Source organism: Rhodoferax saidenbachensis (genome assembly GCF_031457975.1).
GTDB lineage: Bacteria > Pseudomonadota > Gammaproteobacteria > Burkholderiales > Burkholderiaceae_C > Allorhodoferax > Allorhodoferax saidenbachensis_A.
The window spans coordinates 391,755-415,726 of sequence record NZ_JAVDXO010000001.1 but is presented as its reverse complement, the minus strand read 5'-3'; the positions used below and the strand labels follow the sequence as shown (position 1 = coordinate 415,726).

Annotated in this window: 25 protein-coding genes; 15 read left to right on the top strand and 10 right to left on the bottom strand. The window is 62.0% G+C overall.

Annotation, left to right across the window (positions count from 1 at the left end; genetic code table 11):
- Positions 1–4: 4 nt before the first annotated feature.
- A complete protein-coding gene (locus tag J2X15_RS02065; RefSeq protein ID WP_310339008.1) occupies positions 5–583 on the bottom strand; it encodes a TetR/AcrR family transcriptional regulator in 579 nt (192 codons plus the stop codon).
- A 208-nt stretch (positions 584–791) separates the two neighbouring features.
- Here J2X15_RS02065 and J2X15_RS02060 point away from each other — a divergent pair, with 208 nt between their 5' ends.
- The gene (locus J2X15_RS02060) at positions 792–1,655 is read left to right on the top strand and encodes a sterol desaturase family protein (protein WP_310339006.1); all 864 of its coding nucleotides are present in this window, start codon (positions 792–794) and stop codon (positions 1,653–1,655) included.
- On the opposite strand, the gene J2X15_RS02055 is transcribed toward J2X15_RS02060, so the two are convergent.
- Positions 1,652–2,158: a disulfide bond formation protein B gene (locus J2X15_RS02055; RefSeq protein WP_310339690.1), complete on the bottom strand. Its 507-nt coding sequence runs from the start codon at positions 2,156–2,158 to the stop codon at positions 1,652–1,654. The two genes, J2X15_RS02060 and J2X15_RS02055, sit on opposite strands and share 4 nt — an antisense overlap.
- Positions 2,159–2,295: 137 nt before the next feature.
- Here J2X15_RS02055 and J2X15_RS02050 point away from each other — a divergent pair, with 137 nt between their 5' ends.
- On the top strand, positions 2,296–2,568 hold the full coding sequence (locus J2X15_RS02050) for an oxidative damage protection protein (RefSeq protein WP_310339004.1): 273 nt from the start codon (positions 2,296–2,298) through the stop codon (positions 2,566–2,568).
- Positions 2,565–4,283 carry an FAD-dependent oxidoreductase gene (locus tag J2X15_RS02045; RefSeq protein ID WP_310339002.1) on the top strand — a complete coding sequence of 573 codons (1,719 nt, stop codon included), beginning with the start codon at positions 2,565–2,567 and terminating at the stop codon, positions 4,281–4,283. Before J2X15_RS02050 ends, J2X15_RS02045 begins: the two co-directional genes overlap by 4 nt.
- On the opposite strand, the gene J2X15_RS02040 is transcribed toward J2X15_RS02045, so the two are convergent.
- From J2X15_RS02040 to J2X15_RS02010, 7 genes are all read right to left on the bottom strand, one after another.
- On the bottom strand, positions 4,280–5,017 hold the full coding sequence (locus J2X15_RS02040) for an ANTAR domain-containing protein (protein ID WP_310339000.1): 738 nt from the start codon (positions 5,015–5,017) through the stop codon (positions 4,280–4,282). The two genes, J2X15_RS02045 and J2X15_RS02040, sit on opposite strands and share 4 nt — an antisense overlap.
- A 12-nt stretch (positions 5,018–5,029) precedes the next feature.
- Complete coding sequence (locus tag J2X15_RS02035; RefSeq protein WP_310338999.1) at positions 5,030–5,998, bottom strand: ABC transporter permease; 969 nt, start codon at positions 5,996–5,998, stop codon at positions 5,030–5,032.
- Entirely contained in the window at positions 5,991–7,115 is a 1,125-nt protein-coding gene (locus tag J2X15_RS02030) for an ABC transporter permease (RefSeq protein ID WP_310338998.1), read from the bottom strand. Before J2X15_RS02030 ends, J2X15_RS02035 begins: the two co-directional genes overlap by 8 nt.
- A complete protein-coding gene (locus J2X15_RS02025; RefSeq protein WP_310338995.1) occupies positions 7,112–8,665 on the bottom strand; it encodes an ABC transporter ATP-binding protein in 1,554 nt (517 codons plus the stop codon). The genes J2X15_RS02030 and J2X15_RS02025 overlap by 4 nt, the downstream gene beginning before the upstream one ends.
- A gap of 122 nt (positions 8,666–8,787) precedes the next feature.
- Positions 8,788–9,771, bottom strand: coding sequence for a BMP family lipoprotein (locus J2X15_RS02020; protein WP_310338993.1), 984 nt, complete (start codon positions 9,769–9,771; stop codon positions 8,788–8,790).
- Positions 9,772–9,924: 153 nt separating this feature from the next.
- Positions 9,925–10,851, bottom strand: coding sequence for a pseudouridine-5'-phosphate glycosidase (locus J2X15_RS02015; protein ID WP_310339688.1), 927 nt, complete (start codon positions 10,849–10,851; stop codon positions 9,925–9,927).
- Between the two features lie 26 nt (positions 10,852–10,877).
- A complete protein-coding gene (locus J2X15_RS02010) occupies positions 10,878–11,816 on the bottom strand; it encodes a PfkB family carbohydrate kinase (RefSeq protein WP_310338990.1) in 939 nt (312 codons plus the stop codon).
- A 95-nt stretch (positions 11,817–11,911) separates the two neighbouring features.
- On the opposite strand from J2X15_RS02010, the gene J2X15_RS02005 reads away from it, so the two are divergent.
- The 5 genes from J2X15_RS02005 to J2X15_RS01985 all read left to right on the top strand — a co-directional run bounded on the left by J2X15_RS02005 (position 11,912) and on the right by J2X15_RS01985 (position 16,666).
- Positions 11,912–12,844 (top strand): ribokinase, encoded by a 933-nt coding sequence (locus J2X15_RS02005; RefSeq protein ID WP_310338989.1) that lies wholly within the window; start codon positions 11,912–11,914, stop codon positions 12,842–12,844.
- 34 nt (positions 12,845–12,878) lie between these two features.
- On the top strand, positions 12,879–13,865 hold the full coding sequence (locus J2X15_RS02000; RefSeq protein ID WP_310338987.1) for a nucleoside hydrolase: 987 nt from the start codon (positions 12,879–12,881) through the stop codon (positions 13,863–13,865).
- A gap of 35 nt (positions 13,866–13,900) precedes the next feature.
- A complete protein-coding gene (locus tag J2X15_RS01995) occupies positions 13,901–14,746 on the top strand; it encodes a 2OG-Fe(II) oxygenase family protein (RefSeq protein ID WP_310338984.1) in 846 nt (281 codons plus the stop codon).
- Between the two features lie 111 nt (positions 14,747–14,857).
- Positions 14,858–15,610, top strand: a complete 753-nt coding sequence (locus J2X15_RS01990) for a flagellar filament capping protein FliD (protein WP_310338982.1) — start codon at positions 14,858–14,860, stop codon at positions 15,608–15,610.
- A gap of 381 nt (positions 15,611–15,991) precedes the next feature.
- Positions 15,992–16,666: a DUF2971 domain-containing protein gene (locus tag J2X15_RS01985; RefSeq protein ID WP_310338980.1), complete on the top strand. Its 675-nt coding sequence runs from the start codon at positions 15,992–15,994 to the stop codon at positions 16,664–16,666.
- A 145-nt stretch (positions 16,667–16,811) separates the two neighbouring features.
- Here J2X15_RS01985 and J2X15_RS01980 read toward each other — a convergent pair whose 3' ends face one another.
- Positions 16,812–17,192 carry a MerR family transcriptional regulator gene (locus J2X15_RS01980; RefSeq protein WP_310338977.1) on the bottom strand — a complete coding sequence of 127 codons (381 nt, stop codon included), beginning with the start codon at positions 17,190–17,192 and terminating at the stop codon, positions 16,812–16,814.
- A 74-nt stretch (positions 17,193–17,266) separates the two neighbouring features.
- On the opposite strand from J2X15_RS01980, the gene J2X15_RS01975 reads away from it, so the two are divergent.
- The 7 genes from J2X15_RS01975 to J2X15_RS01945 all read left to right on the top strand — a co-directional run bounded on the left by J2X15_RS01975 (position 17,267) and on the right by J2X15_RS01945 (position 23,946).
- The gene (locus J2X15_RS01975; protein WP_310338976.1) at positions 17,267–17,725 is read left to right on the top strand and encodes an SRPBCC family protein; all 459 of its coding nucleotides are present in this window, start codon (positions 17,267–17,269) and stop codon (positions 17,723–17,725) included.
- Between the two features lie 122 nt (positions 17,726–17,847).
- Positions 17,848–18,639 carry a sulfite exporter TauE/SafE family protein gene (locus J2X15_RS01970; protein WP_310338974.1) on the top strand — a complete coding sequence of 264 codons (792 nt, stop codon included), beginning with the start codon at positions 17,848–17,850 and terminating at the stop codon, positions 18,637–18,639.
- Positions 18,640–18,641: 2 nt separating this feature from the next.
- A complete protein-coding gene (locus J2X15_RS01965; protein WP_310338972.1) occupies positions 18,642–20,459 on the top strand; it encodes a nitrite/sulfite reductase in 1,818 nt (605 codons plus the stop codon).
- A gap of 28 nt (positions 20,460–20,487) precedes the next feature.
- Positions 20,488–20,886, top strand: a complete 399-nt coding sequence (locus J2X15_RS01960; protein WP_310338970.1) for a DUF934 domain-containing protein — start codon at positions 20,488–20,490, stop codon at positions 20,884–20,886.
- 20 nt (positions 20,887–20,906) lie between these two features.
- A complete protein-coding gene (locus J2X15_RS01955) occupies positions 20,907–21,686 on the top strand; it encodes a phosphoadenylyl-sulfate reductase (RefSeq protein WP_409034244.1) in 780 nt (259 codons plus the stop codon).
- On the top strand, positions 21,683–22,615 hold the full coding sequence (cysD, locus tag J2X15_RS01950; RefSeq protein ID WP_310338966.1) for a sulfate adenylyltransferase subunit CysD: 933 nt from the start codon (positions 21,683–21,685) through the stop codon (positions 22,613–22,615). The genes J2X15_RS01955 and cysD overlap by 4 nt, the downstream gene beginning before the upstream one ends.
- Positions 22,615–23,946: a sulfate adenylyltransferase subunit 1 gene (locus tag J2X15_RS01945; RefSeq protein WP_310338965.1), complete on the top strand. Its 1,332-nt coding sequence runs from the start codon at positions 22,615–22,617 to the stop codon at positions 23,944–23,946. Before cysD ends, J2X15_RS01945 begins: the two co-directional genes overlap by 1 nt.
- The last annotated feature ends 26 nt before the right edge of the window (positions 23,947–23,972 follow it).

The window sequence follows — 23,972 nt, the reverse complement described above, 5'->3', positions numbered from 1 at the left end:
TGCGTCAGGACGCGGAGATGGCCAGCACAGGCTGGCTCCATTGGTCAAACAGTGCCTCAATTTCAGCAGGCTTGTGGGGGCGGTTACTGCCCAGCCACCACGACAACAGTTCAAACAGCGCCCCGCCCAGGTAGTGCGCCTGGGCGGCGGCCTGCCAACCGCGTGCTTTGCCGGGCGTGCCAGCCTGCACCAGCTCAATCAACAACTCACGAAAACGGTCCTGCACGTAGTGGCCCGACCGGCGCCCCAGCAAGGCGCGGAATACGTCCTGTGCCTCGTGCACATGGGCAATCAGGCCCGACACAAACGCCAGTTGCCCCGGCTGCGCCGGACCTGCCATCGCCTGCGCCAGCAAGGCATCACGCAAGCCTGCAAAGTTGGCTTTGAGCAGCTCCTCCTTGTTCGGGTAGTGCTGGTAGAAGGTCGAGCGGCCAATGTTGGCCCGCTCACACAGTGTCAGCACATCGATAGCGTCCCAGCCGCACTCCACCATCAGCGCCATCAAGGCCTCACGCAGCGCAACTCGGGTGCGTTGGATGCGGCGGTCCACCACTTCTGCGGGTGCGGGCAAACGGATTTTCATGCGGGTCTCCTGAACACCGAGAGGTGTTGTGTCTGGTTCTGAACGGAGGGCTTGGCGCGGTGCTTGGTGACATGTGCCAGAGCCTGGAAGATGGCGGCCACTGAGCCTGTTATGGGACACAGTGTCCACCATCTTCGCAAGGAATTGTATGCACCCTTCTCCCTCCGCGGCCTCGCCGGACCCGACATTCAACCCAACGCACGGTGTCATGGGTAGTTTGGTTTCCTATTTTTTTTACCCCCTTCTGCTGGGCACTACGCTGGCGCTGTACGTCGGCGCGCAGCTCCACGGCTGGAATCTCGCCACCGTGTTTGCCTGGATGGGCGGTGCGCGCATGGCATTGATGCTGGCAGTGGAGTTTGCTTATCCGGCCAGGCCTGAATGGAAGATGACCTGGGCCAGCTTCAGGCGTGACCTGAAGTACATGGCCGTCAACGGTGGCCTCATGGGGCTGTTGAAATTCGGCCTGGGCTGGCTGGCGCTGGACATGAGCCGCTTTAACACGGGCATCGTGACCAACACCTCGGTCCTGGTGGAGTTTCTGGCACTGCTGCTGGTATTCGAGTTTTTCCAGTACTGGTACCACCGCCTGAGCCATGTCGGCACGGGCCGCTGGGGTGCCTGGCTATGGAAGGTCCACGTGGCCCACCATCTGCCAGACAAGGTGTATTTGCTCATGCACCCGGTCGGCCATCCGTGGAACCTGTTGATCTCGCTGGCGCTGGTGCAGTGGCCGTTGGTGGCGCTAGGTGCACGGCCTGAATCCATCTTTTTATTCAACGCCTTGATGGGATTGCAGGGGCTGGTGTCGCACTTCAATGTGGACATCAAGGCCGGGCCCCTGAACTACCTGCTGGTGGGGGCCGAGTTGCATCGCTTTCACCACAGCGCAGACATTGCCGAGGCCAAGAACTTCGGCGTGCTCACACCGTTCTGGGATTTGGTGTTTGGCACCTTTGTTTACGCCCCCAAGCGCCTGCCCGCCGCGCTAGGAGTGCAAACACCCAACCAATACCCCGCTAGCAGCGAACTGGGCAAGGTTTTGGCCTTGCCCTTCAGGTCTGAGGGCTAAGCCCGACGCAGGCTGCGCCAGGTCTGCAAAGAGCCCACCAGTGCCAAGCCGCAGAAGCACAGGAACGACCAGTTGGCGATGGTGGCGCCCAAAAAGGTCCAATCCACCTTGCTGCAGTCGCCGCCGCCACGGAAGATCATGGGCAACGCGCGCTTGAGCGGGAAGGTTTCAATCATTCCGTACAGGTCACGCCCGCAGGACACCACCTCAGGTGGGTACCACTGCAGCCAGCTCTGGCGCGCCGCCACATAGGCGCCCAGCACGGACAGGATCACCAGCAGCACACCACCGGCAATATGCAAGCCTTTTCGGCCGCTAGCCCCCGTCAATGCTGCGCAGACTGCTACCAAAACAAGAGCATACCGCTGCACGATACACATCGGACAGGGCTCCAGGCCCACCACATGCTGCAAATACAGGCCAAACGCCAGCAGCCCCACACAGACCAGCGCCAGTACGCCATACACACGCCGCGGCGCCTCATCCATCCAGTTCAGTACCAGTTTCAACATCAATGCCCCAAGGTTGATTGCAGCGTATTGGTGCTGCGGCTGCGCCCGAAGTTCCCTGCAAACGGCGGGACACTCCAAACCCCATAAAATCCAGCCTTCTGATTTTCACACCATCCAAAGGCATCTCCATGGCACGCACCGTTCAATGTATCAAGCTAGGCAAAGAAGCCGAAGGCCTGGATTTCGCCCCCTACCCCGGTGAGCTGGGCAAACGTATCTGGGAAAACGTAAGCAAAGAGGCCTGGGCCGCCTGGCTCAAGCACCAGACCATGCTGGTGAATGAAAACCGCCTGAACCTGGCCGACGCACGCGCCCGCCAGTACCTGGCCCGCCAGATGGAAAACCATTTCTTTGGCGATGGCGCCGACGCCGCACAGGGCTACGTTCCGCCCTCGGCTTGACCTTGCCCTTCCTTATGCCCAGCCACCTGCCCGGTGCCTGGGCAGGCCAAGCCGCTTGGACCGTGCTGGACACGCACTTTGCGGCAGGCGCGGCTTTTCTGGATTGCTGGCAGACCTGGCGCAGCGACCCGCAGCGACCCCGCATGCTGCATTACGTGGGCATCCTGAGCCTGTCGCAACTCCAAGCCCTGAGCATCCCCCACCACGCATCCCCCGCTACCGAAGACCTGGCCCGCGCCCTGGCAGACCAGTGCAAAGACCTAGACACCGGCTTTCACCGCCTGCTGCTGCATGGTGGCCTGGTCTCACTCACGCTGTGCGTGGGCGACGCCAAACCCGTGCTAGCCGAGCTAACGTTCAGAGCCAACACTGTCTGGGTGCAGCCCGACGCGACCTGGGACAAATGGGCCACCAAAGCGCTGGCGCGCTGCTGCCAGCGCGGTGCTCACCTACAGTGGCAAACCGCCCCTGCACATGCCTCTGCTTGGCTGGCAGAGGCTGGTTTTGTGGATGCGCAAGGCAGCACGGACCTGAGCGCCGAATTCAACCCACGCTGGTCCCTAGGCCCGCGCGATACCGAGCCCGCCAACCGCACACCAGCCCACTGCGCCATCATCGGTGCGGGTCTGTCAGGCGCCAGCGTGGCGCAGGCCCTGGCGCTGCGTGGCTGGCAGGTCACGGTGCTGGACCGGCACCCTGCCCCGGCTGGTGGCGCCTCCGGCCTGCCTGCGGGCTTGGTCGTACCCCATATCTCGGCCGATGACAGCCCGCGCTCCCGCATGTCGCGCGTGGGCGTGCGCCTGATGCTGCACCATGCCCGCACGCTGCTTGCCGAAGGCCACGACTGGCAACTGACCGGCGTGCAGGAACTGCAACGCGACACTGGTACCAGCCTGTGGCACACCCAGGCGGCATGGATCCAACCCGCCAGGTTGATCCAGCGCTGGCTTGACCACCCCAATATCCGCTACCTGGGCGCCTCGTCCGTGGCTGGTATCCAATGGGATGGCGCTGCCTGGCAGCTACACGACACATCGGGTGCGACTCTGGTACAGGCCGACGTGGTGGTGTGTGCCAATGCCACGGGTAGCGTGCCCTTGCTGGTCAGCCAACATACCGCCCCCCTGCTCAGCACCGGGCTGCTGCAACGACTTCAATCCTTGCAGGCGGTACATGGCACCATCAGCCTGGGCCCCACGCCGCAACCCTTGCCTGCTGAATGGCCGGCTCACCCGGTCAACGGCCACGGCAGTTTTATTCCTGATGTCCCCCTGGACACGGGCCGCAGCTGGCTCGCCGGTGCCACATTTGAACCCGAGGCCATTCCCGAATGCGCAGGTCCGGCTATCGCGCCGCTAGCCCAGCAGCACCAAGCAAATGCGAAAAAGCTGAGTGAGCTATTGCCCGCAGTCGGCACATGGTTGGCGCCCGAATTTGACAGCGGGCGTGTCACCCATTGGTCTGGCACCCGTTGTGTGACGCACGACCGGCTGCCGCTGGTGGGGCCACTTACCGAGGGCGCACAGTCCTCTCTGTGGATGCAAGTGGGCATGGGTGCCCGGGGCTTGAGTTTTTCGGCCTTGGGAGCGCAGTTGTTGGTGGCGCGCCTGTGTGGCGAGCCCTGGCCGCTGGAGGCCAGCCTGGCACGCAGTCTGGACGTGGCCCGCACCGGGCGCCGCCGCGGAGCGACCCGCAAGCCAGTGTCGGACGACTAAACGCGCTGCAGCAGGCTGAACACCTGCTGGGGGTTGAACGGCATTTCCATCACGCCCATGCAACCCATGCGCTCGGCAAGGTTCAGCGTCTTCCAGTTGGGCTGCTGGGCCACGGCAATGACGCTGCGCGGTGGGGTGGGCAGATCCTGCAAATGTTTGACCATGGCCCAGGCATCCAGTTGCTCGGCATCCACATGCACCAGCACAGCATCAAACGAGCGCTCCTTGAGTTTGACATCCAGTTGCTTCAGGGTGTCTACCTCTTCCAGCGCCGTGATGCCTGCCAGCGCAAGCCGCGCCCGCAGATACAGGCGCGCCTCGGCAGGCAGTGCGGCGAGCAAGGCGACGCGGATACCAGGTGGCAGGGCCGTCGCAGCGGGTTCGTCCAGAGAGATGTCGATGTCCACATCCGGCGAGGCCACAAACAGCTCGTCCAGCATGTGCACCATGGCGGTCCAGTCCACGGGACGCTGTACGGTGCGCCATGCCAGCGTAGGCGCCTTGGCACCCACGCAAATCATCTTCAGATGGGGGTTGAATCCGGGCGAGACCAGCTCTAGACCGGCCTCGTAGCTGTCTACATCGATCAGGGCAACTTGGGCCGATGCCGGGGACTCGGGCGACCACAGCGAGTACTGCAAACCGTCGCGCGCCGACAAACGAAATAGCGTGTTGAGCGAATGCCGCTCAACATCACTGAACCCAACAACCTTGACCCAAACGGTAGATGCCATACACCCGAGAGTCTATCGCTCCTTGGTGTACGGTTTTCCCAGGGCCTGGGGCGCCACGGCTTTGCCGATGAAGCCTGCCAACAACACCACAGTCAGCAGATACGGCAGTGCCTGGATCAGCTGCACCGGCACCTCACCCATGCCGGGAACGTGCACGCCTTGCAGCCGAATGGCTGCGGCATCCAAGAAGCCAAACAGCAGACAAGCCCAAAACGCATTCACCGGATGCCAACGGCCAAAGATCAATGCGGCCAAGGCCATAAAGCCACGCCCCGCCGTCATGTTGGCAGAGAAATTGGCGCTCTGCGCCAGCACCAGATAACCCCCAGCCAAGCCACAGAGCACACCATTGAGCGTGAGCGCGGTGTACCGCAAGCGGCTAACCGAGACCCCCGCGGCATCCACCATTTGGGGGTTCTCACCCACCGCACGCAAACGCAGCCCAAAGCGGGTGCGGAACAGCAGCCACCAAGTGGCCGGCACCAGCGCAAACGCCAAGTACACCAATGCGTTGTAGCTCAGCAAGCCCTGGCCCAGCAAATTTCCCACCACCGGAATACTCTGGGCTGCCTCTTGCAGCGCCGGGAATAGCGGCTGGATACGCACAGCTGCGCTCACGGGCGGCGTCTGCCCGCCCTGTTCAAACCAGGCGATGCCCAGCACCACCGTCATACCAGCGGCAATGATGTTGATGGCCACGCCCGACACCACCTGGTCGCCCTTGTGGCTCACGCAGGCCAGGCCGTGCATCCACGACAAGGCAGTGGCCACCAGCACACCCACCAGCAGGGCCATCATGGTCGACTCATATGTCGCGCCCATGGCGCCGGCCGCAAACGCGGCGGCCAGCATCTTGCCCTCCAGGCCAATATCCACCACGCCCGATCGCTCGGACAGCAAGCCAGCCAACGCGCACAAAATCAGCGGCGTAGACACACGCAGCGTGGACGCCAGCATGGCAACAAACAACGTGTCATCCATGGCGCACCCCCACTTTGAAAACCTTGGCCACTTTCACCAAAACCCAGCCCAGCATGGGCGCAATCACGTATGTCATGGCACCTGAGAACAGCACGATAAAACCTTGCAACATCACCACCATGTCACGGCTGAAGCCGGTCACTTCAAAGGCCACCTCGGCTCCACCCTGGAACAAGGCGCCAAACAACACACTGGCAAAAATGATTCCCACCGGGTGGTTGCGCCCCATCAGCGCCACTGCAATGCCAGTGAACCCGGCGCCGCTGACAAACTCCAACAGCAGGCGGCCGTTCACGCCGGCAATTTCGTTCATGCCCACCAGCCCGGCCAACCCACCCGAGATGGACATGGCAATGACAATCTGGTGGCGAGAGCGGATGCCCGCATACTCCGCCGCGCTGGGGCTGGAGCCCACGGCGCGCAGGTGGTAACCCGCCCGGGTGCGCCACAAGAACAGGTAGACGCCCAGCGCGGCAGCCAGAGCCAACAGCAGGCTTAGGTTCAGGGGCGAATCGGCCCACTCCAGACCCAGCCAGCCCAGCGCCACATGCATGGCAGGCAACTTGGCCGAATCGGCAAACGCAGCGCTCTCCACCGACATGGAGCCGGCAGGCCGCAGGTGGTTCACCAGCAGGTACACCAGCAAGCTGCTGGCAATGAAGTTGAACATGATGGTGGTGATCACCACGTGGCTGCCGCGGTAAGCCTGCAGGTAGGCTGGCACGGCTGCCCAAGCGGCACCAAACAAGGCCCCCGACAGCACCATGAGCGGCAACATGATCCAGGCGGGCAATGCGTGGGACAGCCACAGCGCCACCAGGCCCACGCCCAACCCACCCAAAATAGCCTGGCCTTCCCCACCAATATTGAACAGACCGCCGTGGAAAGCCACCGCCACGGCCAGCCCGGTGAAGATAAAGGTGGTGGCGTAGTACAGCGTGTAGCTGACACCGCGCTGGGTACCAAAGGCACCGTGGATCAGCACCGAGATCACCTCCACCGGGTCCTGCCCCACCAGGGCCACGACACCAGCAGCAGCCAGCAAGGCCACCAAGAGGCACACGGCCGGCAACAGCACCAGATCCGCCCAACGGGGTAAGGGGTAGGCGCAGCTCATTGCCCACCTCCGGTCATCAGCAGGCCAATGCCGGCCTCGGTGCAATCCTGAATGGCCAGCTCTCCGGTGACCCGCCCTTGGTTCATCACAATGACCCTGTCTGACAATGCCAAAATTTCATCCAGTTCGCTGGACACCACCAGCACCGCGCAGCCTGCGTCGCGCATGGCACGCAGCTGCGAATAAATAAATTCGATCGCACCAATGTCCACGCCCCGTGTGGGCTGGCCCACCAGCAGCACCTTGGGCGACTGCCCCAGCTCACGCGCCAGCACCAACTTTTGCTGGTTACCGCCCGAGAACTTGCTGCTGCCCAGCTCCGGGTCCCGCGGACGCACGTCAAACCGCTCCATCATGCGGGCCGTGGCCTGGCGCATGCGGCCATGGGCCATCCAGCCGCGCGTGGCGTATTCGGTCAGCCCGTCGTAACCCAGCACGGCCGATTCCCACGCCACAAAGTCCATCACCATGGCGCGTGCATGGCGGTCTTCGGGCACATGGGCCAGACCCAGGGCACGGGCGGTTTGCGGGTCTAACCAGCGCTGAGGCAGAAACTGTTGACCGCCCAACTGCAGACTGCCTTCTTGCGGCGCCAACAAGCCGGACAACACATCCAACAACTCGCTCTGGCCGTTGCCAGACACACCGGCCACGCCCACGATTTCTCCGGCACGCAGCTGCAGGTTCAGACCCTGCAAGCGCACCACCTGCATGGCATCGCGCACCAGCACATCGCGCAGGTCCAGCAGCACATCGCCCACCGGGCGGGTGTCCTGGTCCACACGGCCCATTTGCACCTTGCGGCCCACCATGGCCTCGGCCAGCTTTTCGATGGAAGCCTCGGCAATCGGCAGCTCCTGCACCACACGGCCACCGCGCATCACGGTCACGCGATCGCACAGGCCCATGACCTCCTTGAGCTTGTGGGTGATCAGCAAAATGGTAGTGCCCTGCTCGCGCAGCACGCGCAGCACCTTGAACAGGTGCTCGGTTTCCTGCGGCGTCAGCACCGCAGTGGGTTCGTCCAGGATCAATACCTTGGCACCGCGGTACAGGGCTTTCAGAATTTCCAGCCGCTGGCGATCGCCCACTGGCAAGTCGGCGACCAGCGCATCCAGCTTCACCTGCAGGCCCGTGGCCTGCATCAGTGCATCCAGCTTGCTCCGCACGCTGGCATCAGCCTTTTGCAACAGCCAGTGGGGCTCGGCCCCCAGCATCACGTTTTCCAGCGCCGTCAGTGTGTCCACCAGCATGAAGTGCTGGTGGACCATGCCAATGCCATGGGCAATCGCATCGTCCGCATGGCGAATGGTGACGGGCTTACCCAGCACCGCGATAGAACCACTGTCGGCCTGGTAGAAGCCATACAAGATGGACATGAGCGTGCTTTTGCCCGCTCCGTTTTCGCCCACGATGCCGTGCACGGTGCCGCTGTGCACCCGCAGCTCCACATCCGCGTTGGCCGCCACGGCGCCAAACCGCTTGTTGATGCCGCTCATGTGCACTGCCAGCGGGGCAGCCATGGCTGGCGATGCGCTCTCTGAACTCAAATCTCGCTCCTCACAGGGGCACTTCCACCGATGTGAAAAGCCCACGACACCGAAGGCGCCGCGGGCTTGTCTGTCCGTGTGGCAGGCGGGGACCAGCGTCCTACGCCCACCTTGTCAGGTTGTTAGAACTTGCAGGCGTTGTCCGCCATGAAGTCAGCCACTTTGATCTTGCCGCTGATGATGTCGGCTTTGGCAGCTTCCACCTTCTTCTTCATGTCGGCAGTCACCAGCTTGGCGTTGTTGGCGTCCACAGCGTAGTCCACGCCGCCTTCTTTCAGGCCCAAAACGGAAATGCCTGGCTTGTGACCCTTGGCCACGTTGTACACGGCCACATCCACGCGCTTGAGCATGGAAGTCAGCATAGTGCCGGGTTGCAGGTGGTTTTGGTTGCTGTCCACACCGATGGCCAGCTTGCCGCTGTCCTTGGCGGCTTGGTACACACCGATACCGGTGCCGCCAGCAGCCGCAAACACCACGTCCACGCCTTGCGAGAACTGGGCCTTGGCCAGCTCACCACCACGTGCTGGGTCGTTCCAGGCAGCGCCGGTAGTGCCGGTCATGTTGCCAATCATTTCAGCCTTGGGGTTGGCGTACATGGCGCCTTGCTTGTAGCCGCACTCAAACTTGCGAATCAAGGGGATGTCCATACCGCCAACAAAGCCAACCTTGCCGGTTTTGCTGGCCATGGCCGCCATGGCGCCCACCAGGAAGCTGCCTTCTTGTTCCTTGAACACCACGGACTGCACGTTGGGCAGGTCCACCACCATATCGATGATGGCGAATTGCAGCTTGGGGAATTCCTTGGCTACTTTTTCAATGCTGGAAGCCTGGCCGAAACCAATGCCAATGATGGGGCTGGCACCGCGCTCAGCCATGCGGCGGATCGCTTGTTCGCGCTGGGATTCGTTGGTGATTTCGAACTGGAGGTATTTCTTGCCAGTTTCTTTTTTCCACTTCTCGATGCCGGTGTACGCGGCTTCGTTGAAGGACTTGTCGAACTTGCCACCCATGTCGAACACGACAGCGGGATCGGCAGCCATTGCCTGGAAGCTGGCAGCCAATGTGGCGGCCAACAGGCTCATGTGCACAGTAGTTTTGATGTTCATAACGTCTCGCAATTCCCTATGAGGTTTAAAAAAACACGGCTTTCAATGTAAGCCAAGAATACCTTCGCGCTGTAGTGTCACCATCAGTGCTTATCCGTATATAAGTTAATCGTTATAACCTGTTTATCGTTACAAGCATCCGACTTTAGTCACTCAGGCGCGCCCGCCCATCCCGGCCAATTCGATACCCACCGCCGCCGCCAACCGGGCGTTGTTCAGCACCAGCTGGATGTTGGCCGCCAGGCTGTCGCCGCCGGTGATGTCACACACGCGGGCCAGCAGAAACGGCGTGGACTCTTTGCCACCAATGTTCTGGGCCTGTGCCTCGGCCAGTGCCTGCTCAATCGCCGCGTCAATCGCGGTCCGTGGCATGGCATAGGCCTCGGGGATGGGATTAGCAATGACCATGCCACCCTTGAGGGACATCGCCCACTTGACGTGTAAAGCACGCGCAATCTCTTGCGGCGTGTTCAGGCGGTAATCCACCGAGAAGGCGCTGTCGCGTGTAAAGAAGGCGGGCAATGCGTTGGTCTGGTAGCCCACCACGGGCACGCCATGGGTTTCCAGATACTCCAGCGTCAGGCGCAAATCCAGAATCGACTTGGCACCCGCGCACACCACGGCCACCGGCGTTTGCGCCAGCTCCTGCAGGTCAGCAGACACGTCAAAGCTTTGCTGCGCACCGCGGTGCACACCACCAATGCCACCCGTGGCAAACAGGCGAATGCCCGCCATGGCCGCAATGATCATGGTGGAGGCCACCGTGGTGGCGCCCGTAGCGCCTGCGGCCACGATGAAAGGCACATCACGGCGGCTCACCTTCACCACATCACGGCCGGACTTGCCCAGCGTCTCAATCTCGGCGGCCGACAGGCCGGCCTTCAGGCGTCCGTTGACGATGGCAATGGTGGCGGGCACCGCCCCGTGGTCGCGCACTTCCTGCTCCACCTGCAGCGCCGTGGCCACGTTCTGGGGGTACGGCATACCGTGGGAAATGATGGTGGATTCGAGCGCCACAACGGGCTGGCCCGCATCCAGTGCGCGCTGCACTTCAGGGGCAATATCAAGGTAGGCGTTCAGGGTCATGGCAATCCAAAAAAATAAACTCAGGCAGTAGCGGCAGCCAATCGGCTCTGCACTGCAGCGTGTGACAAATCCGGGGAGTTGGCGAATGTACTGGAAAGGGTGATCTCGGCGCAGGCCATGGCGTATTCCACACTGCGCGGCAGGGACAGGCCCAGCGCATGGGCATGCACCAGCCCGGCCAGCAAGGCGTCCCCCGCCCCGGTTGTGTTGACTACAGGTACCGCTGACGCAGAGCGCACGCCGGTGCTGCCATCGGCATCACACCACGCCACACCCAAGGCGCCCAGGCTCAGCACCACGCGCTGCACACCCAAGCCATGCAGGGTCAGCGCGGCACGCTGCGCGTCATCCACCGTGTCCACTACGGTGCCACACAGGGCTTGCGCCTCGATGCGGTTGACCTTGAGGGTATGCACCCGGCGCAGCACGTGCACGAGGCGCTGACACTTGGCTACCGACACCGCATCCACAAACACGGGCTGGGTGGCCTGCTCCAGCAACCAGGCCAGCGTGGGGGCACTCAGGTTGCAGTCCAGCACCAGCACATCGGTGTGCGGGCACATGGCGGGCTCGGCTTGTAACAACGCAGGCGTCAGGCGCTCCAGAATCGCCATGTCGTTCACCGCCAGCGCCATGTCCCCATCGGGGCCGTGCATGGACAGGTAGGTGGCGGTGCGTTGCCCTGCCAGGGCTTTGACACCCGACACATCCACCCCCACGCTGCCCGTGTGGGCCAAAATGTCATGCCCAAAGGCATCGTCCCCCACCACGGAGACCAGGGCCACGGCACTGCCCAGGCGGGCCAGGTTTTCCGCAATATTGCGGCCCACACCACCCGGCGCGTAGTGGATATGGCCGGGCGTGGAATCGCCCGGCAGCAAGGGGGTTTGGGTCTGGGCGCCCACGTCCATATTGGCGCCGCCCACCACAGTGATGCGGGCGGCGGCAGGACTGGTCATTTGCAGGGGCATTGGGGTCTATACGCCGAGGCTTATCGGCGGGCGGAAAATTCGGCGTCAAAATAGACGCTCTTTGTGTACAGAAAGTGCGACCGATGATACTTGTGGCTGGCTCTGCGAATCTGGACTTTGTGGTCCGGGCCCATCACATCCCCAGCCCGGGCGAAACGGTGCTGGGCCGCGATTTCAAAACCTTCCCCGGTGGCAAAGGTGCCAACCAGGCCGTGGCCAGCGCCCGCGCTGGTGCCGCGCCCACACACATGCTGGTGGGCCTGGGCGATGACGCCTTTGCTGTGCCGCTGGAAGCCTCGCTCAAAGGTGCCGGTGTGCAGCTGCACACCATCCGCACACCCGACCACCCCACCGGCACCGCCTTTATCTGCGTATCTGATGACGCCGAAAACGCCATCACGGTGGCCCCCGGCGCCAATGCACAGTTGCGCCCTGAACACCTGCCCAGCCTGCAAGGCTTTACCCACCTCCTGCTGCAGCTGGAGACGCCTATGGAAACGGTCACCGCCTATGCCACGGCCGCCCGCGCCCAGGGCGTGACGGTGGTGCTGAACGCAGCCCCCGCTCAAAGCCTGCCCGCAGAGTTGCTGGCACATACCGATGTGCTGGTGGTGAACGAAGGCGAGCTGGCCACAGTGTCCGGCCACACCGGCAGCATTGCCGAATGCCTTGCGCGCATCAACGTGCCCACCATGGTCGTCACCCTGGGGCACCATGGCAGCTGCGCGCGCCAGCACGGTGCATTCACGCTGCAGGGCGCCTACCCCATTACCCCGGTAGACACCACGGGCGCGGGCGACACCTTTTGCGGCAGCCTGGTGGCCGCCCTGAGCCAGGGCAAAACATTGCCCGACGCACTGCAATTTGCCAGCGCCGCTAGCGCCATCGCCTGCACGCGCTGGGGCGCCCAGTCCAGTATTCCCGAGGCGGCGGAGGTCACGGCCTTCATCGCCCAGCACCCCAAGACTTCTCCAGAAGCTGAGCAGGCGCTGCGCGCCTTCTGCGGCCTGACCTGATTTTGAAACCCGACTTTTTAACCGAGACGTTTGTATGAGCAACACCCCCGCACGCAAAGTAATTTATGACACCGACCCGGGTGTGGACGACGCCATGGCGCTGTACTACGCGCTGGCCCATCCCGGCATCGATGTGGTGGGTATCACCACCACCTTTGGCAACGTGACGGTGGAGCAAGCGGCCATCAATGGCCTGTACCTGACCGAAATCGCGGGCAAGAAAATCCCCGTGACCCAAGGCGTCAAAACCCCTTGGCTCAAGGCCCCTGGCACCCCGCCCGACTTTATCCACGGTGCAGATGGCCTGGGTAACCTGCCCTCCCGCGTGCCCACCAAGAGCGTGCTGGACCCACGCCCCTCTGCCCAGTTCATCGTGGACATGGCACGTGCGCACCCCGGTGAAATCACCTTGGTGGCCGTAGGCCCGCTGGGCAACCTGGCCACCGCGTTGAAGCTGGAGCCGAACCTGCCCAAGCTGTTGCAGGAAGTCATCATCATGGGCGGCACCGTGGCCGAACCCGGCAACGTGTCCCCCGTGGCCGAAGCCAATATCTGGAACGACCCGCACTCGGCCGACTTTGTGTTCACCGCTGGATGGAAGCTCACCATGGTGGGCCTGGACGTAACGCACCAGCTCATCGTGCCGTTGGCAATGTTCAAGCGCGTGGCCGACCACCACAAGCATGTAGCCACCGATGTGCTGCACCATGCGGTCAGCTTCTATTCCGACTTCTACAGCGGCCTGTACCCCCATGTGGCCAAGATCCATGGCTGCTTTGGCCACGATGTGCTGGCGTTTGTGGCGCTGACCAACCCCGAATTGTTTGATATCGAGACCGGCCGCATCCGCGTGGCACTGGACGGCCCGGGCAACGGCCAGACCATGATGCGCCGCAAGGACATCTTCTACCCCCAACCCGGCTGGGGCGACGATGTGCCCGACACCCACGCCTGCATGAACCTCAAGGTGGATGCCGCGCGCGATTTGATCGAATCGACCCTGATGTCGAACTGGCTGTAAATTCTTCAACGCATATAGACACTGCGAGGACCGTCATGCATTTACCCGTTGTTGACTTCACCAGCCCTACCGCTCCACAAGAGTTTTGCAAGAGCCTGCACGAAACAGGCTTTGGCGTGCTGAAGAACCACCCGCTGAACCAGGACCTGGTGGAAAGCATTTACGCCGAATGGCTGGGCTTCTTCAAAACCGAGGCCAAGCACCAGTACGCCCACGACCCGGTCAAGCATGACGGTTACTTCTCGCCCAGCGTGTCCGAGACGGCCAAGAACAACACCAAGAAAGACCTTAAAGAGTTCTTCCACATCTACCCCTGGGGCCGTTACCCGGCCGAGGTGAGCGACAACGCCCAGCGCTACTACGCGCAGGGCGCTGCGCTGGCCGCCACGCTGCTGGGCTGGGTGGAAGACAATTCCCCGGCCGAAGTCAAGGCGCGTTACTCCATGCCGCTACCGAAGATGATTGAAGGCAGCGACCACACCCTGCTGCGCGTGCTGCATTACCCACCTCTGCAGGGTGACGAAGACCCAGACGCCGTACGCGCTGCGGCGCATGAAGACATCAACCTGCTGACCATCCTGCCCGCTGCGACCGAGCCCGGCTTGCAAGTCAAGGGCAAGGACAACGCCTGGCACGATGTGCCCTGCGACTTTGGCTACCTGATCGTCAACATTGGCGACATGCTGCAAGAGGCCTCGGGCCACTACTACCCCAGCACCTCGCACCGCGTACTCAACCCCAAGGGCGAAGGTGCCAAGAAGTCACGTATCTCGCTGCCGCTGTTTTTGCACCCGCGCCGCGAAGTGGTGCTGTCTGAGCGCTACACGGTGGAAAAGTATTTCAACGAACGCATGGAAGAGCTGCGCGGCAAGAAGTATTGAAGTAGCGTCGGCGGGTGAAATACCCGCCTTTTCCCCGCCATATCGGGCGTCCTGCCCGGGCGGGTTCCGGTACCTTCGTGCGCACGCGCCATCTGCGCACAGGGGACCACCGTGGATATCAGCCAAATACTCAAGTCCAGCACCACTGGCACCAATACCAGCCCCAGCGCACAAACCGCTGAACAAAAGGCCGCACAGGCCGCAGCCAAACTGAGCCCGGCCTCGCAAGCAGCCACCAAGGCGGGCAGTCGCATCCAGTCGCAGCTGGACACCACCACCACACAGCTCTCGGCCTACGGCAAACTCATCTCCGCCGTGTCCGACGCGCAGCTGGCCGCCAAAAGCCTGGGTGGACTCACCGCTGCATCGCCAGCAGCCGATATCAAAGCTGCGGTGAACAAGCTGGTCAGCACCTTCAACACCGCCATCACCACCGGCAAGGCCACGTCCGGCATTGCCGAGTCGGGCAACGCCAAGCGGGTGAGCAATGATCTTGGACGCGCCGTCACCTCCAACCCTGCGGTGCTGGACGCCTTGAAGAAAATCGGCTTCAAGCAGCTCACGGACGGCACGCTGACCCTGGACGCCACCAAATTCGACGCAGCCCAAAAAGCAAACCCCGCCGCCGTGGAGGCTACGCTTGAGAAACTAGGCAGCCTGGTCGACAAAGTGGCCACCAAAGAACTGGCCGCAGGCAGCGCCGTAGCTGGCTCCATCGACGCACTCAACCAGCGTGCCACCCTGCTCAAAACCCAGAAGAACGCCATGGCCACGCTGATGCAGCAGTTGGCAACTCAATCCAGTAGCAGCACCAGCTCAGGATTTGGGGGGTATGGGGTGTCGGCGTATCAGTCGAATACCTAGTTGGCGAGCACAACTTTAGACAAAATTGGCTTCCAACCCCCAAGGAATATGCGCGAGTAGCTTCTATTTTGATAGCAAATCGAGCGGAAAAAAGCATTCAGCACGCACATCCAACGGGAGCTATGGGCAAAACTCTGCTTCCGGTGTAGCTCTTGTCGGCTGCAATGTGGCGGAAGCGGATGTCCACACATTCACCCGTTTGGGGATATGCAAGCCTTACATCGACTGACCGATTAGAAGCAATATCCCTTCAATTTATTATTCGTTAGATGCTAGGAGATATGTCGATGAAATTAAGTATCCGGCCCAACGAGATGGATCTTAGCCAGCGGACTTCGCTCGCCTGCTCGGCCTCAAATGGGCAATGTTAGGCACACCCGCATGCCGAACTCCTCTTCCTCCCAGTATCTCTATCGAATCATCAGGTTCGACCGATTAGTACAGATGCTGAAGACAAATGAGTGGCACTTCGCGCACCCAAGCACTTGGGAAGATCCGTCTGAAGTCAGAACCAGGAACAAGCTTAGCGACATGCTCTTCGCGCAATGTTGGTGCCGAAATGGCGTCTCAGACGCTATGTGGCGCATTTACTCTCAAGACAAACTGGGCGTACGTATTCGCGTAAGTAGAGACCGCTTGAAGAGTGCTCTTTACGACTTAGCTGAGCAAAGAAATATCGGATTTCATATTGCGCCAGTCAAGTATGTGAATGAAATGGAGTACACCATTCGAACGAACAAAATGAAGCTTGAGTTGGAGCGGCGAGTTACGTTTGTTCGCGCATCAGCACATCTATATCTCAAGCGACCAGCATTTGCTCATGAAGCGGAAACGAGAGTGGTTCTAATTGACTTTGACCAATCCGACGACGAAAAGCCAAAGGGCCATAAGATAACCCTCAATACACGGCAGCTCATTGAGAGCGTCCTTGTTGATCCTAGAGCTCCAAATGAATACGTAGAAGCTTATCGTCACTATTTGAAAGACGAATTGAACTTTCTAGGAACCGTTGAGAAATCCCAGCTCTACAAATCGTACGAAGTGCGGGAATTGTGAGGTTCTGCCTAACACCTGGGTTAAGAGAGGCGGAGGAACCGGCGAGGTTCATTTCCTCAACCTCGCGTGCTCTCTAGTCTCCAACTTTAGCGACTGCTTTGGAGCAAGGAGAAAGTCTGTAATCAGTCTGAATCCGCCATATTTATCAAATAGGCGTCTCTGAGAGATTGTGACGCGCAGCCCTGTCTTCCAGACGCTGCTGTTCCCGCATCAATATCTTGCTGACCTTGCGCAGGTTCGCAATCTGGGCGTCCACCGCAGTACGTTTTTCCGCCATCAAGCGGGCGCCTTGGGCGCAGTCGATGCTCTTTGCACGCATGGCGTTCAACACCTCACGTATCTCTTGCAGCGAGAACCCCAGAGATTGGAGCTGTTGCAGCAAGGTGGCGTCTTTGACCGCTGACTCCGGGTAGTCGCGGTAATTGTTGGGGCCTCGGCTTACGCCGACCAGCAGGCCCTCACGCTCGTAAAAGCGAAGTGCATGGCGCCCCAGTCCGGTTTTGCTTTCCAGCTCGGCAATACGCATGAATTTCCTCTTGACTGTAGACCCCACTCTACACATTAGCATGGCTGTTGGCACAACTTCATGACCACACCGCTATGCATTTATTGACTGAAAAGACCATCCACATCCAGCAGCCCGCGTCGGTTGTATTTGGGTACGTGTCCAACATGGAGAGGTTTGGGGAATGGTTCCCCGGCGTCATCTCCATCGCATCGGCCAACGCCCTCGACCACGGGCAGCAAGGCAAGGAATACCTTGAAACCGTGTCTGTGCCGCTCAGGGGAATGCGAAAAGTCAAAATGGAGGTGCGCGAGGTGCGGGGCCATCAGCTTTTTGCCACGGAGGGGCAGTTTCCCCCGCTGATGCCGCGCATGGAAATCGCATTGCGTGAAACAGGGCCAAATTCCTGCGAGCTTACTTGGCGAATGTTCAGCAGAAACACCAGCTGGACCGCCCGTTTGACATTGCTTCCGCTGGCCCGGCGGGTGATGGACAAACGCGCGACCTTGGGCGTCGCGGCGTTGAAGAAGCGGTTGGAGGCTGGCGAGCCCTGACGCGATTGCAAACCGCCTTTGTGGCCAAATTGGCCAGCGGGATATCTATATAACCAAACCTCATACCCCCATAGCAAAAAAATAGTTTTCAATCTAAGCCCGCCCCTCTACAGTCCGTCCCTATGCATGATTTCGCGTTTGTATTTGCGGGCTTCTTTGTGGGCTTGGTGGTGGGGCTCACGGGGGTTGGCGGCGGCTCGCTGATGACGCCTATCCTGATCTTCTTCTTTGGCGTGAAGCCCTACTTGGCGGTGGGCACCGACCTGCTGTTTGCGGCGTTCACCAAAATGGGGGGCACCATCAAGCTGGCGCGCTCCAAGCATATTGATTGGCGCGTGGTGCTCAACCTGTCTGCCGGCAGCATTCCCGCCGCACTCATCACCCTCTACACCCTGCACACCCTGGGTGCCACCAGCCCTACGGTGCAACACCTCATGACCACCACACTGGGCGGCGCCCTGCTTCTGACCGCCGCAGCCACGCTGTACAAGGCTTTGCGCGGCAAAACGGCCCCCGTGACGGTAGCCGCTGGCCAAGAAGCCGCCGCCGCCCGCCCCCGCCACTGGAGCCTGCCGCTGCTGTTTGGCGCGCTCATTGGCACGCTGGTTACACTCACGTCCGTCGGCGCGGGCGCCATTGGCGTCACGGTGTTGATGCTGCTGTACCCGCTGCTGCCCCTGCCGCGCATCGTGGCGGCGGACATTGCCTACGCCGTGCCGCTGACGCTGGTGGCTGGTATGGGCCACGCCTCGCTGGGTTCGGTGGACTGGCCCATGCTGGCCAAGCTGCTGGCGGGGTCGATTCCCGGCATCTGGGTGGGTTCGCACCTGATGTTCAAAACGCCTGAGCGCGTGATTCGTTCTTTGCTTTCCATCCTTCTTGCCTATGCTGGCTTGAAACTCATTGCACTCTGACCATGTACCAATACACCGAATTTGACCGCCAGTTCGTCCGCGCCCGTGCCGCCCAGCACCGCGACCAGCTGGAACGCAACCTGGCCGGCACGCTGAGCGACGACGAGTTCCGCCCCCTGCGCCTGCAAAACGGCTGGTACATCCAGCGCTACGCGCCCATGTTGCGCGTGGCCGTGCCCTACGGCGAGTTGTCCAGCGCCCAGCTGCGCGTGCTGGCCCGCATCGCCCGTGAATACGACCAGCCCAGCAAGGCCGTGTTTGACACCGCCATTGGCGCCCAGGCCGCCTGGGGCACCACCCACCTGCCCGTGGGCTACGGCCACTTCACCACGCGCCAAAACGTGCAGTTCAACTGGATTCCGCTGGCCAAGAGCGCTGACGTGATGGACCTGCTGGCCACCGTGAACATGCACGGCATCCAGACCAGCGGCAACTGCATCCGCAACATCACCAGCGACGAGCTGGCTGGCGTGGCCCCAGACGAGATTGCCGACCCCCGCCCATTTGCCGAAATCATGCGCCAGTGGAGCACGCTACACCCCGAGTTCGCCTTCCTGCCGCGCAAGTTCAAGATCGCCATCACCGGCGCCACGGCCGACCGCGCCGCCACCCATTGGCACGACGTGGGCCTGCACCTGAAGAAGAACGAGGCTGGCGAGCTGGGCTTCAAGGTGCTGGTGGGCGGCGGCATGGGCCGCACGCCCGTCATTGGCACCACCATCCGCGAATTCCTGCCTGCGCTGCAGATCATGAATTACCTGGAAGCCGTGGTGCGCGTCTACAACCGCTGGGGCCGCCGCGACAACATGTACAAGGCACGCATCAAGATCCTGGTGAAGGCCGAAGGCCAGCGCTATATCGACGAGGTGGAAGCCGAGTACCAGCAGATCCTGACCGTGGACGGCGCGCCACACACCATCACCCAGGCCGAGCTGGACCGCGTTGCAGCATCGTTTGTGCCGCCAGCCCTCGTGGAACGTGCGCCAGCAGCTACCAAAACTGTAGCAGTTCCGCCCGAACGCCAGAAGGACTACGACCGCTGGCTGCAGCAAAACGTCGCCAAGCACCAAAACCCCAAGCTGCGCGCCGTGACCCTGAGCTTCAAGCGCCTGGGCCAGGCCCCCGGTGACGCCGATGCCGACCAACTGGATACCGCAGCCGCACTGGCCGACGAATTCAGCGCCGGCGAAGTGCGCGTCACGCACGACCAGAACCTGCTGTTGCCCTGGGTGAACGCAGCCGACCTGCCCGCCCTGTGGGTGGCGGCCAGCCATGCCGGCCTGGCCCGCAGCAACATCCGCCTGCTGACCGACATGATTGCCTGCCCCGGCGGCGATTTCTGCGCGCTGGCCAATGCCCGCTCCATCCCGATTGCCGAAGCCATCACCGAGCGCTACCAGGACATGGACGAGCTGCATGACCTGGGCGAGATCGACCTGCACATCAGCGGCTGTATCAACAGCTGCGGCCACCACCACAGCGGCCACATCGGCATTCTGGGCGTGGATAAAGACGGCAAGGAGTGGTACCAGGTGTCCCTGGGCGGCTCCGATGGCTCCACGCTGAGCGGTGCTGCCGTGCCCGGCAAGGTGGTCGGCCCCTCGTTTGGCGCGGGCGAAGTGCCTGGCGTGATTGAGGCGCTGCTGGACGCCTTCCGCCTGAACCGCCAAGGGCGCGAGACCTTTATCGACTGCGTGAAGCGCGTGGGCTTTGACACCTTCAAGGCCGCCGCCAACAGCGCTCGCCTGGCAGATAAGCACGAAGACCTGCACGCCTTGCCCAAGTCGTCTGGCTACGCCAAAGACGCGCAAGAAGCCTGAATCCCGGACGCAGAAAGAGAGACTTACTATGAAATTGATAGCTGCTTCCGCACATTCCACCGGGGCTACTGCCGAAAATGGCCAAAGCGTCCTGGCTATTGCCAACACCGAAGATCCGCGCAGCCTGTCGCTCGATGGCGTGACCCGCATCGACCTGCACTTCCCCAAGTTCACCGATGGCCGTGCCTACAGCCAGGCCTTCCTGCTGCGCCGCCGCCTGGGCTTTACCGGCGAAATCCGCGCCACCGGCGACGTGCTGATCGACCAGCTGGTGCAAATGGAGCGCACGGGTTTTGACGTGGCCGTGCTGCGTGAAGACCAGAACGTGGACTTTGCCCAACGCCAGTTTGACCGCTACCGCGGCTTCTACCAGGGTGACGCCGTCACCGTGAAGCCCGTGTTTGCGCGGGAAGGAGCCACCGCATGAGCGACGACACCGTCTCCAGCCTGGGCAGCCGCTTTGCCGTGCAGGCCCAGCCCGCGGGCAGTGCCATCACGCGCAACGCCGCAGCGTCGGGCGACTACATCATCAAGCTGGCAGAAGCCCAGGCCGTGCTGGCCCAGGCGGCCGCCCAGTTTGCCGGTGAAGACGGTGGCCCCGCCAAAGTGACCCAGGCCTCCAGTCTGGGCGCCGAAGACGTGGTCATCAGCCACCTGATCAACAGCCTGAAGCTGGACATCGGCATCTTTGTGCTGGAAACCGGCCGCCTGCACCAGGAAACGCTGGACCTGCTGGAGCGCTTCAAGGCGTCCAGCCGCGCCGCGGTCACCGTCTACACGCCGGTGCAAGAGTCGGTCATCCACTTTGTGGACCGCGAAGGCAAGGACGCGATGTACAAGAGCATCGAGCTGCGCAAGGCCTGCTGCGGCATCCGCAAGATGGAGCCGCTGGAGCGCGCCCTCAAGGGCAAGGACGCCTGGGTGACCGGCCTGCGCCGCGAGCAATCCGGTGCGCGCGCCGATGTGCCGCTGGTGGACACCAGTGAGAAGCGCACCAAGATCAACCCCCTGGCCAATTGGACCTGGGGCGATGTCTGGCACTACATCCGCGAGAACAAGCTGGACTACAACCCGCTGCACGACCAGTTTTTCCCCAGCATTGGCTGCGAGCCCTGCACCCGCGCCATCAGCCTGGGCGAGGATTTCCGCTCCGGCCGCTGGTGGTGGGAAGACGAAGCCGCCAAAGAGTGCGGCTTGCATGTGAAACACGAAGAAGCAAAAGCATGAACGCGATGACAGACACCACCCATTTCGACCGCCTCTCCAACCAGCACCTCGACGCGCTGGAAGAAGAGACGATCTTCATCCTGCGTGAAGTCGCAGCCGCCTTTGAGCGCCCCACCCTGCTGTTCTCAGGCGGCAAGGATTCGTTGGTCATGCTCAAGTGCGCCGAAAAGGCCTTTGGTGTGGGCCGCATTCCCTACCCGCTGCTCATGATCGACACCGGCCACAACTTCCATGAAGTGACCGATTTCCGCGATTTCCGCGCCAAGGAACTGGGTGCCGAACTCATCGTGCGCAGCGTGGAAGACTCCATGGCCCGCGGCACTGTGCGCTTGGCCCATCCTGGTGAGTCGCGCAATGTGCACCAGTCGGTCACGCTGCTGGAAGCGATTGACGAATTCCGCTTCGACGCGCTGATCGGCGGTGCCCGCCGCGACGAAGAAAAGGCCCGCGCCAAGGAACGCATCTTTTCCCACCGCGACAGCTTCGGCCAATGGCAACCCAAGGCCCAGCGCCCCGAGCTGTGGACGCTGTTCAACACCCGCCTGCAGCCGGGCGAACACTTCCGCGTGTTCCCCATCAGCAACTGGACCGAGTTGGATGTGTGGCAGTACATCGAACGCGAAAAGATCGCGCTGCCCAGCCTGTACTACACGCACAAGCGCGATGTGGTGGAGCGCAAGGGCCTGCTGGTACCGGTGACCGACCTGACCCCCGCCAAGGATGGCGAGAAGATCGAAAGCCGCGATGTGCGTTTCCGCACCGTGGGCGACATCACCTGCACCTGCCCGGTGGAAAGCACGGCGGCCACCGCTGCCGACATCGTGATCGAAACCCTGGCTGCCGACGTGAGCGAACGCGGTGCCACCCGCATGGACGACAAAACTTCTGAGGCTTCCATGGAGAAGCGCAAGAAAGACGGATACTTCTGATGACTGCTACTGTTTCTATAGCTACTCCCGCACATTCCACGGGGGCTGGCGGCACCAATGACACCTCATCCGCCCTGCGCTTCATTACCTGCGGCAGCGTGGATGATGGCAAGAGCACGCTGATCGGCCGCCTGCTGGTGGATAGCCGTTCGGTGCTGCAAGACCAGTTGGCCAATGTCTCCAAGAGCGGCGAGGCCGACCTGGCCCTGTTCACCGACGGCCTGTCGGCAGAGCGCGAACAAGGCATCACCATCGACGTGGCCTACCGCTACTTCGCCACGCCCGCGCGCAAGTTCATCATTGGCGACGCGCCCGGGCATGAGCAGTACACCCGCAACATGGTGACCGCTGCCAGCAGCGCCCACGCCGCCGTGGTGCTGGTGGACGCCACCAAGTTGAAGTGGAATGTGGACGGCCTGGTAGACCTGCTGCCCCAGACGCGCCGTCACAGCCTGCTGGTGAACCTGCTGCGCGTGCCCGGCATCATCTTTGCGGTGAACAAGCTCGACGCACTGGGCGACGATGCGGCCAAAGCCTTCACCAAGATCACCGAAGCGCTGCACGCCTTTGCCACGCAAGCCGGCATTGCCGTCACCGCCACCATCCCCATGTCGGCCTTGAAGGGTCACAACGTGGTGACGGCCAACCCCGGCTGGTGCGGCTACAGCGGCCCCAGTTTGCTAAGCCTGCTGGAAACCTTGCCGGTGACCGCTGCAGAGACCGATGTGCCCTTCGCCTTCCCGGTGCAATGGGTCGAGAAGTTCCATGATTCGGCCGACACCAGCAAGGGCCGCCGCGTGTTCTGGGGCCGTGTGGCCACGGGCACCGTGCAGCCTGGCGACACCGTCTCCATCCTGCCCAGCGGCAAAACCGCCGTGGTGGCCCAGGTGCTGAACCACGCCCGCGTGGCCAAGAACGTGGGCGCCGGCCATGGCGCCGGCCTGGTGCTAGACCGCGAGGTAGACGTGTCGCGCGGCGACTGGATTCTGGCCTCCAACGACGCCCCCAGCCACTTTGAGACCACCCGCGAGATCAAGGCCACCGTGGCCTGGATGGACGACGAACCTCTGGTCGCTGGCCGCGTCTACCTGGCGCTGCATGGCCACCGCTGGATCAAGGCCAAGGTCAAACGCATCGTGCACAGCCTGGACATCAACACCCTGCAAGAGCACGATGCCAAAGAGATCTTGCCCAACGCCATTGGCCACATTGAAGTGTCCCTGCAAGAGCCGATTGCGGCCCTGCCGTACCTGCAAAGCCGGGTGCTGGGCTCACTGATTCTGGTGGATACGGCCAGCCACAAGACGTCGGGCGCGCTGCTGCTGGGTTGATGCAACGCAAAGGAGTCGCCCCTGTT

Bases quoted from the DNA above. Each gene is read 5' to 3' on its own strand.
- J2X15_RS02065 (WP_310339008.1), bottom strand. From the start codon at position 583: ATGAAAATCCGTTTGCCCGCACCCGCAGAAGTGGTGGACCGCCGCATC.
- J2X15_RS02060 (WP_310339006.1), top strand. From the start codon at position 792: ATGGGTAGTTTGGTTTCCTATTTTTTTTACCCCCTTCTGCTGGGCACT.
- J2X15_RS02050 (WP_310339004.1), top strand. From the start codon at position 2,296: ATGGCACGCACCGTTCAATGTATCAAGCTAGGCAAAGAAGCCGAAGGC.
- J2X15_RS02040 (WP_310339000.1), bottom strand. From the start codon at position 5,017: ATGGCATCTACCGTTTGGGTCAAGGTTGTTGGGTTCAGTGATGTTGAG.
- J2X15_RS02035 (WP_310338999.1), bottom strand. From the start codon at position 5,998: ATGGATGACACGTTGTTTGTTGCCATGCTGGCGTCCACGCTGCGTGTG.
- J2X15_RS02030 (WP_310338998.1), bottom strand. From the start codon at position 7,115: ATGAGCTGCGCCTACCCCTTACCCCGTTGGGCGGATCTGGTGCTGTTG.
- J2X15_RS02020 (WP_310338993.1), bottom strand. From the start codon at position 9,771: ATGAACATCAAAACTACTGTGCACATGAGCCTGTTGGCCGCCACATTG.
- J2X15_RS02010 (WP_310338990.1), bottom strand. From the start codon at position 11,816: ATGACCAGTCCTGCCGCCGCCCGCATCACTGTGGTGGGCGGCGCCAAT.
- J2X15_RS02005 (WP_310338989.1), top strand. From the start codon at position 11,912: ATGATACTTGTGGCTGGCTCTGCGAATCTGGACTTTGTGGTCCGGGCC.
- J2X15_RS02000 (WP_310338987.1), top strand. From the start codon at position 12,879: ATGAGCAACACCCCCGCACGCAAAGTAATTTATGACACCGACCCGGGT.
- J2X15_RS01995 (WP_310338984.1), top strand. From the start codon at position 13,901: ATGCATTTACCCGTTGTTGACTTCACCAGCCCTACCGCTCCACAAGAG.
- J2X15_RS01985 (WP_310338980.1), top strand. From the start codon at position 15,992: ATGCCGAACTCCTCTTCCTCCCAGTATCTCTATCGAATCATCAGGTTC.
- J2X15_RS01980 (WP_310338977.1), bottom strand. From the start codon at position 17,192: ATGCGTATTGCCGAGCTGGAAAGCAAAACCGGACTGGGGCGCCATGCA.
- J2X15_RS01975 (WP_310338976.1), top strand. From the start codon at position 17,267: ATGCATTTATTGACTGAAAAGACCATCCACATCCAGCAGCCCGCGTCG.
- J2X15_RS01970 (WP_310338974.1), top strand. From the start codon at position 17,848: ATGCATGATTTCGCGTTTGTATTTGCGGGCTTCTTTGTGGGCTTGGTG.
- J2X15_RS01965 (WP_310338972.1), top strand. From the start codon at position 18,642: ATGTACCAATACACCGAATTTGACCGCCAGTTCGTCCGCGCCCGTGCC.
- J2X15_RS01960 (WP_310338970.1), top strand. From the start codon at position 20,488: ATGAAATTGATAGCTGCTTCCGCACATTCCACCGGGGCTACTGCCGAA.
- cysD (WP_310338966.1), top strand. From the start codon at position 21,683: ATGAACGCGATGACAGACACCACCCATTTCGACCGCCTCTCCAACCAG.
- J2X15_RS01945 (WP_310338965.1), top strand. From the start codon at position 22,615: ATGACTGCTACTGTTTCTATAGCTACTCCCGCACATTCCACGGGGGCT.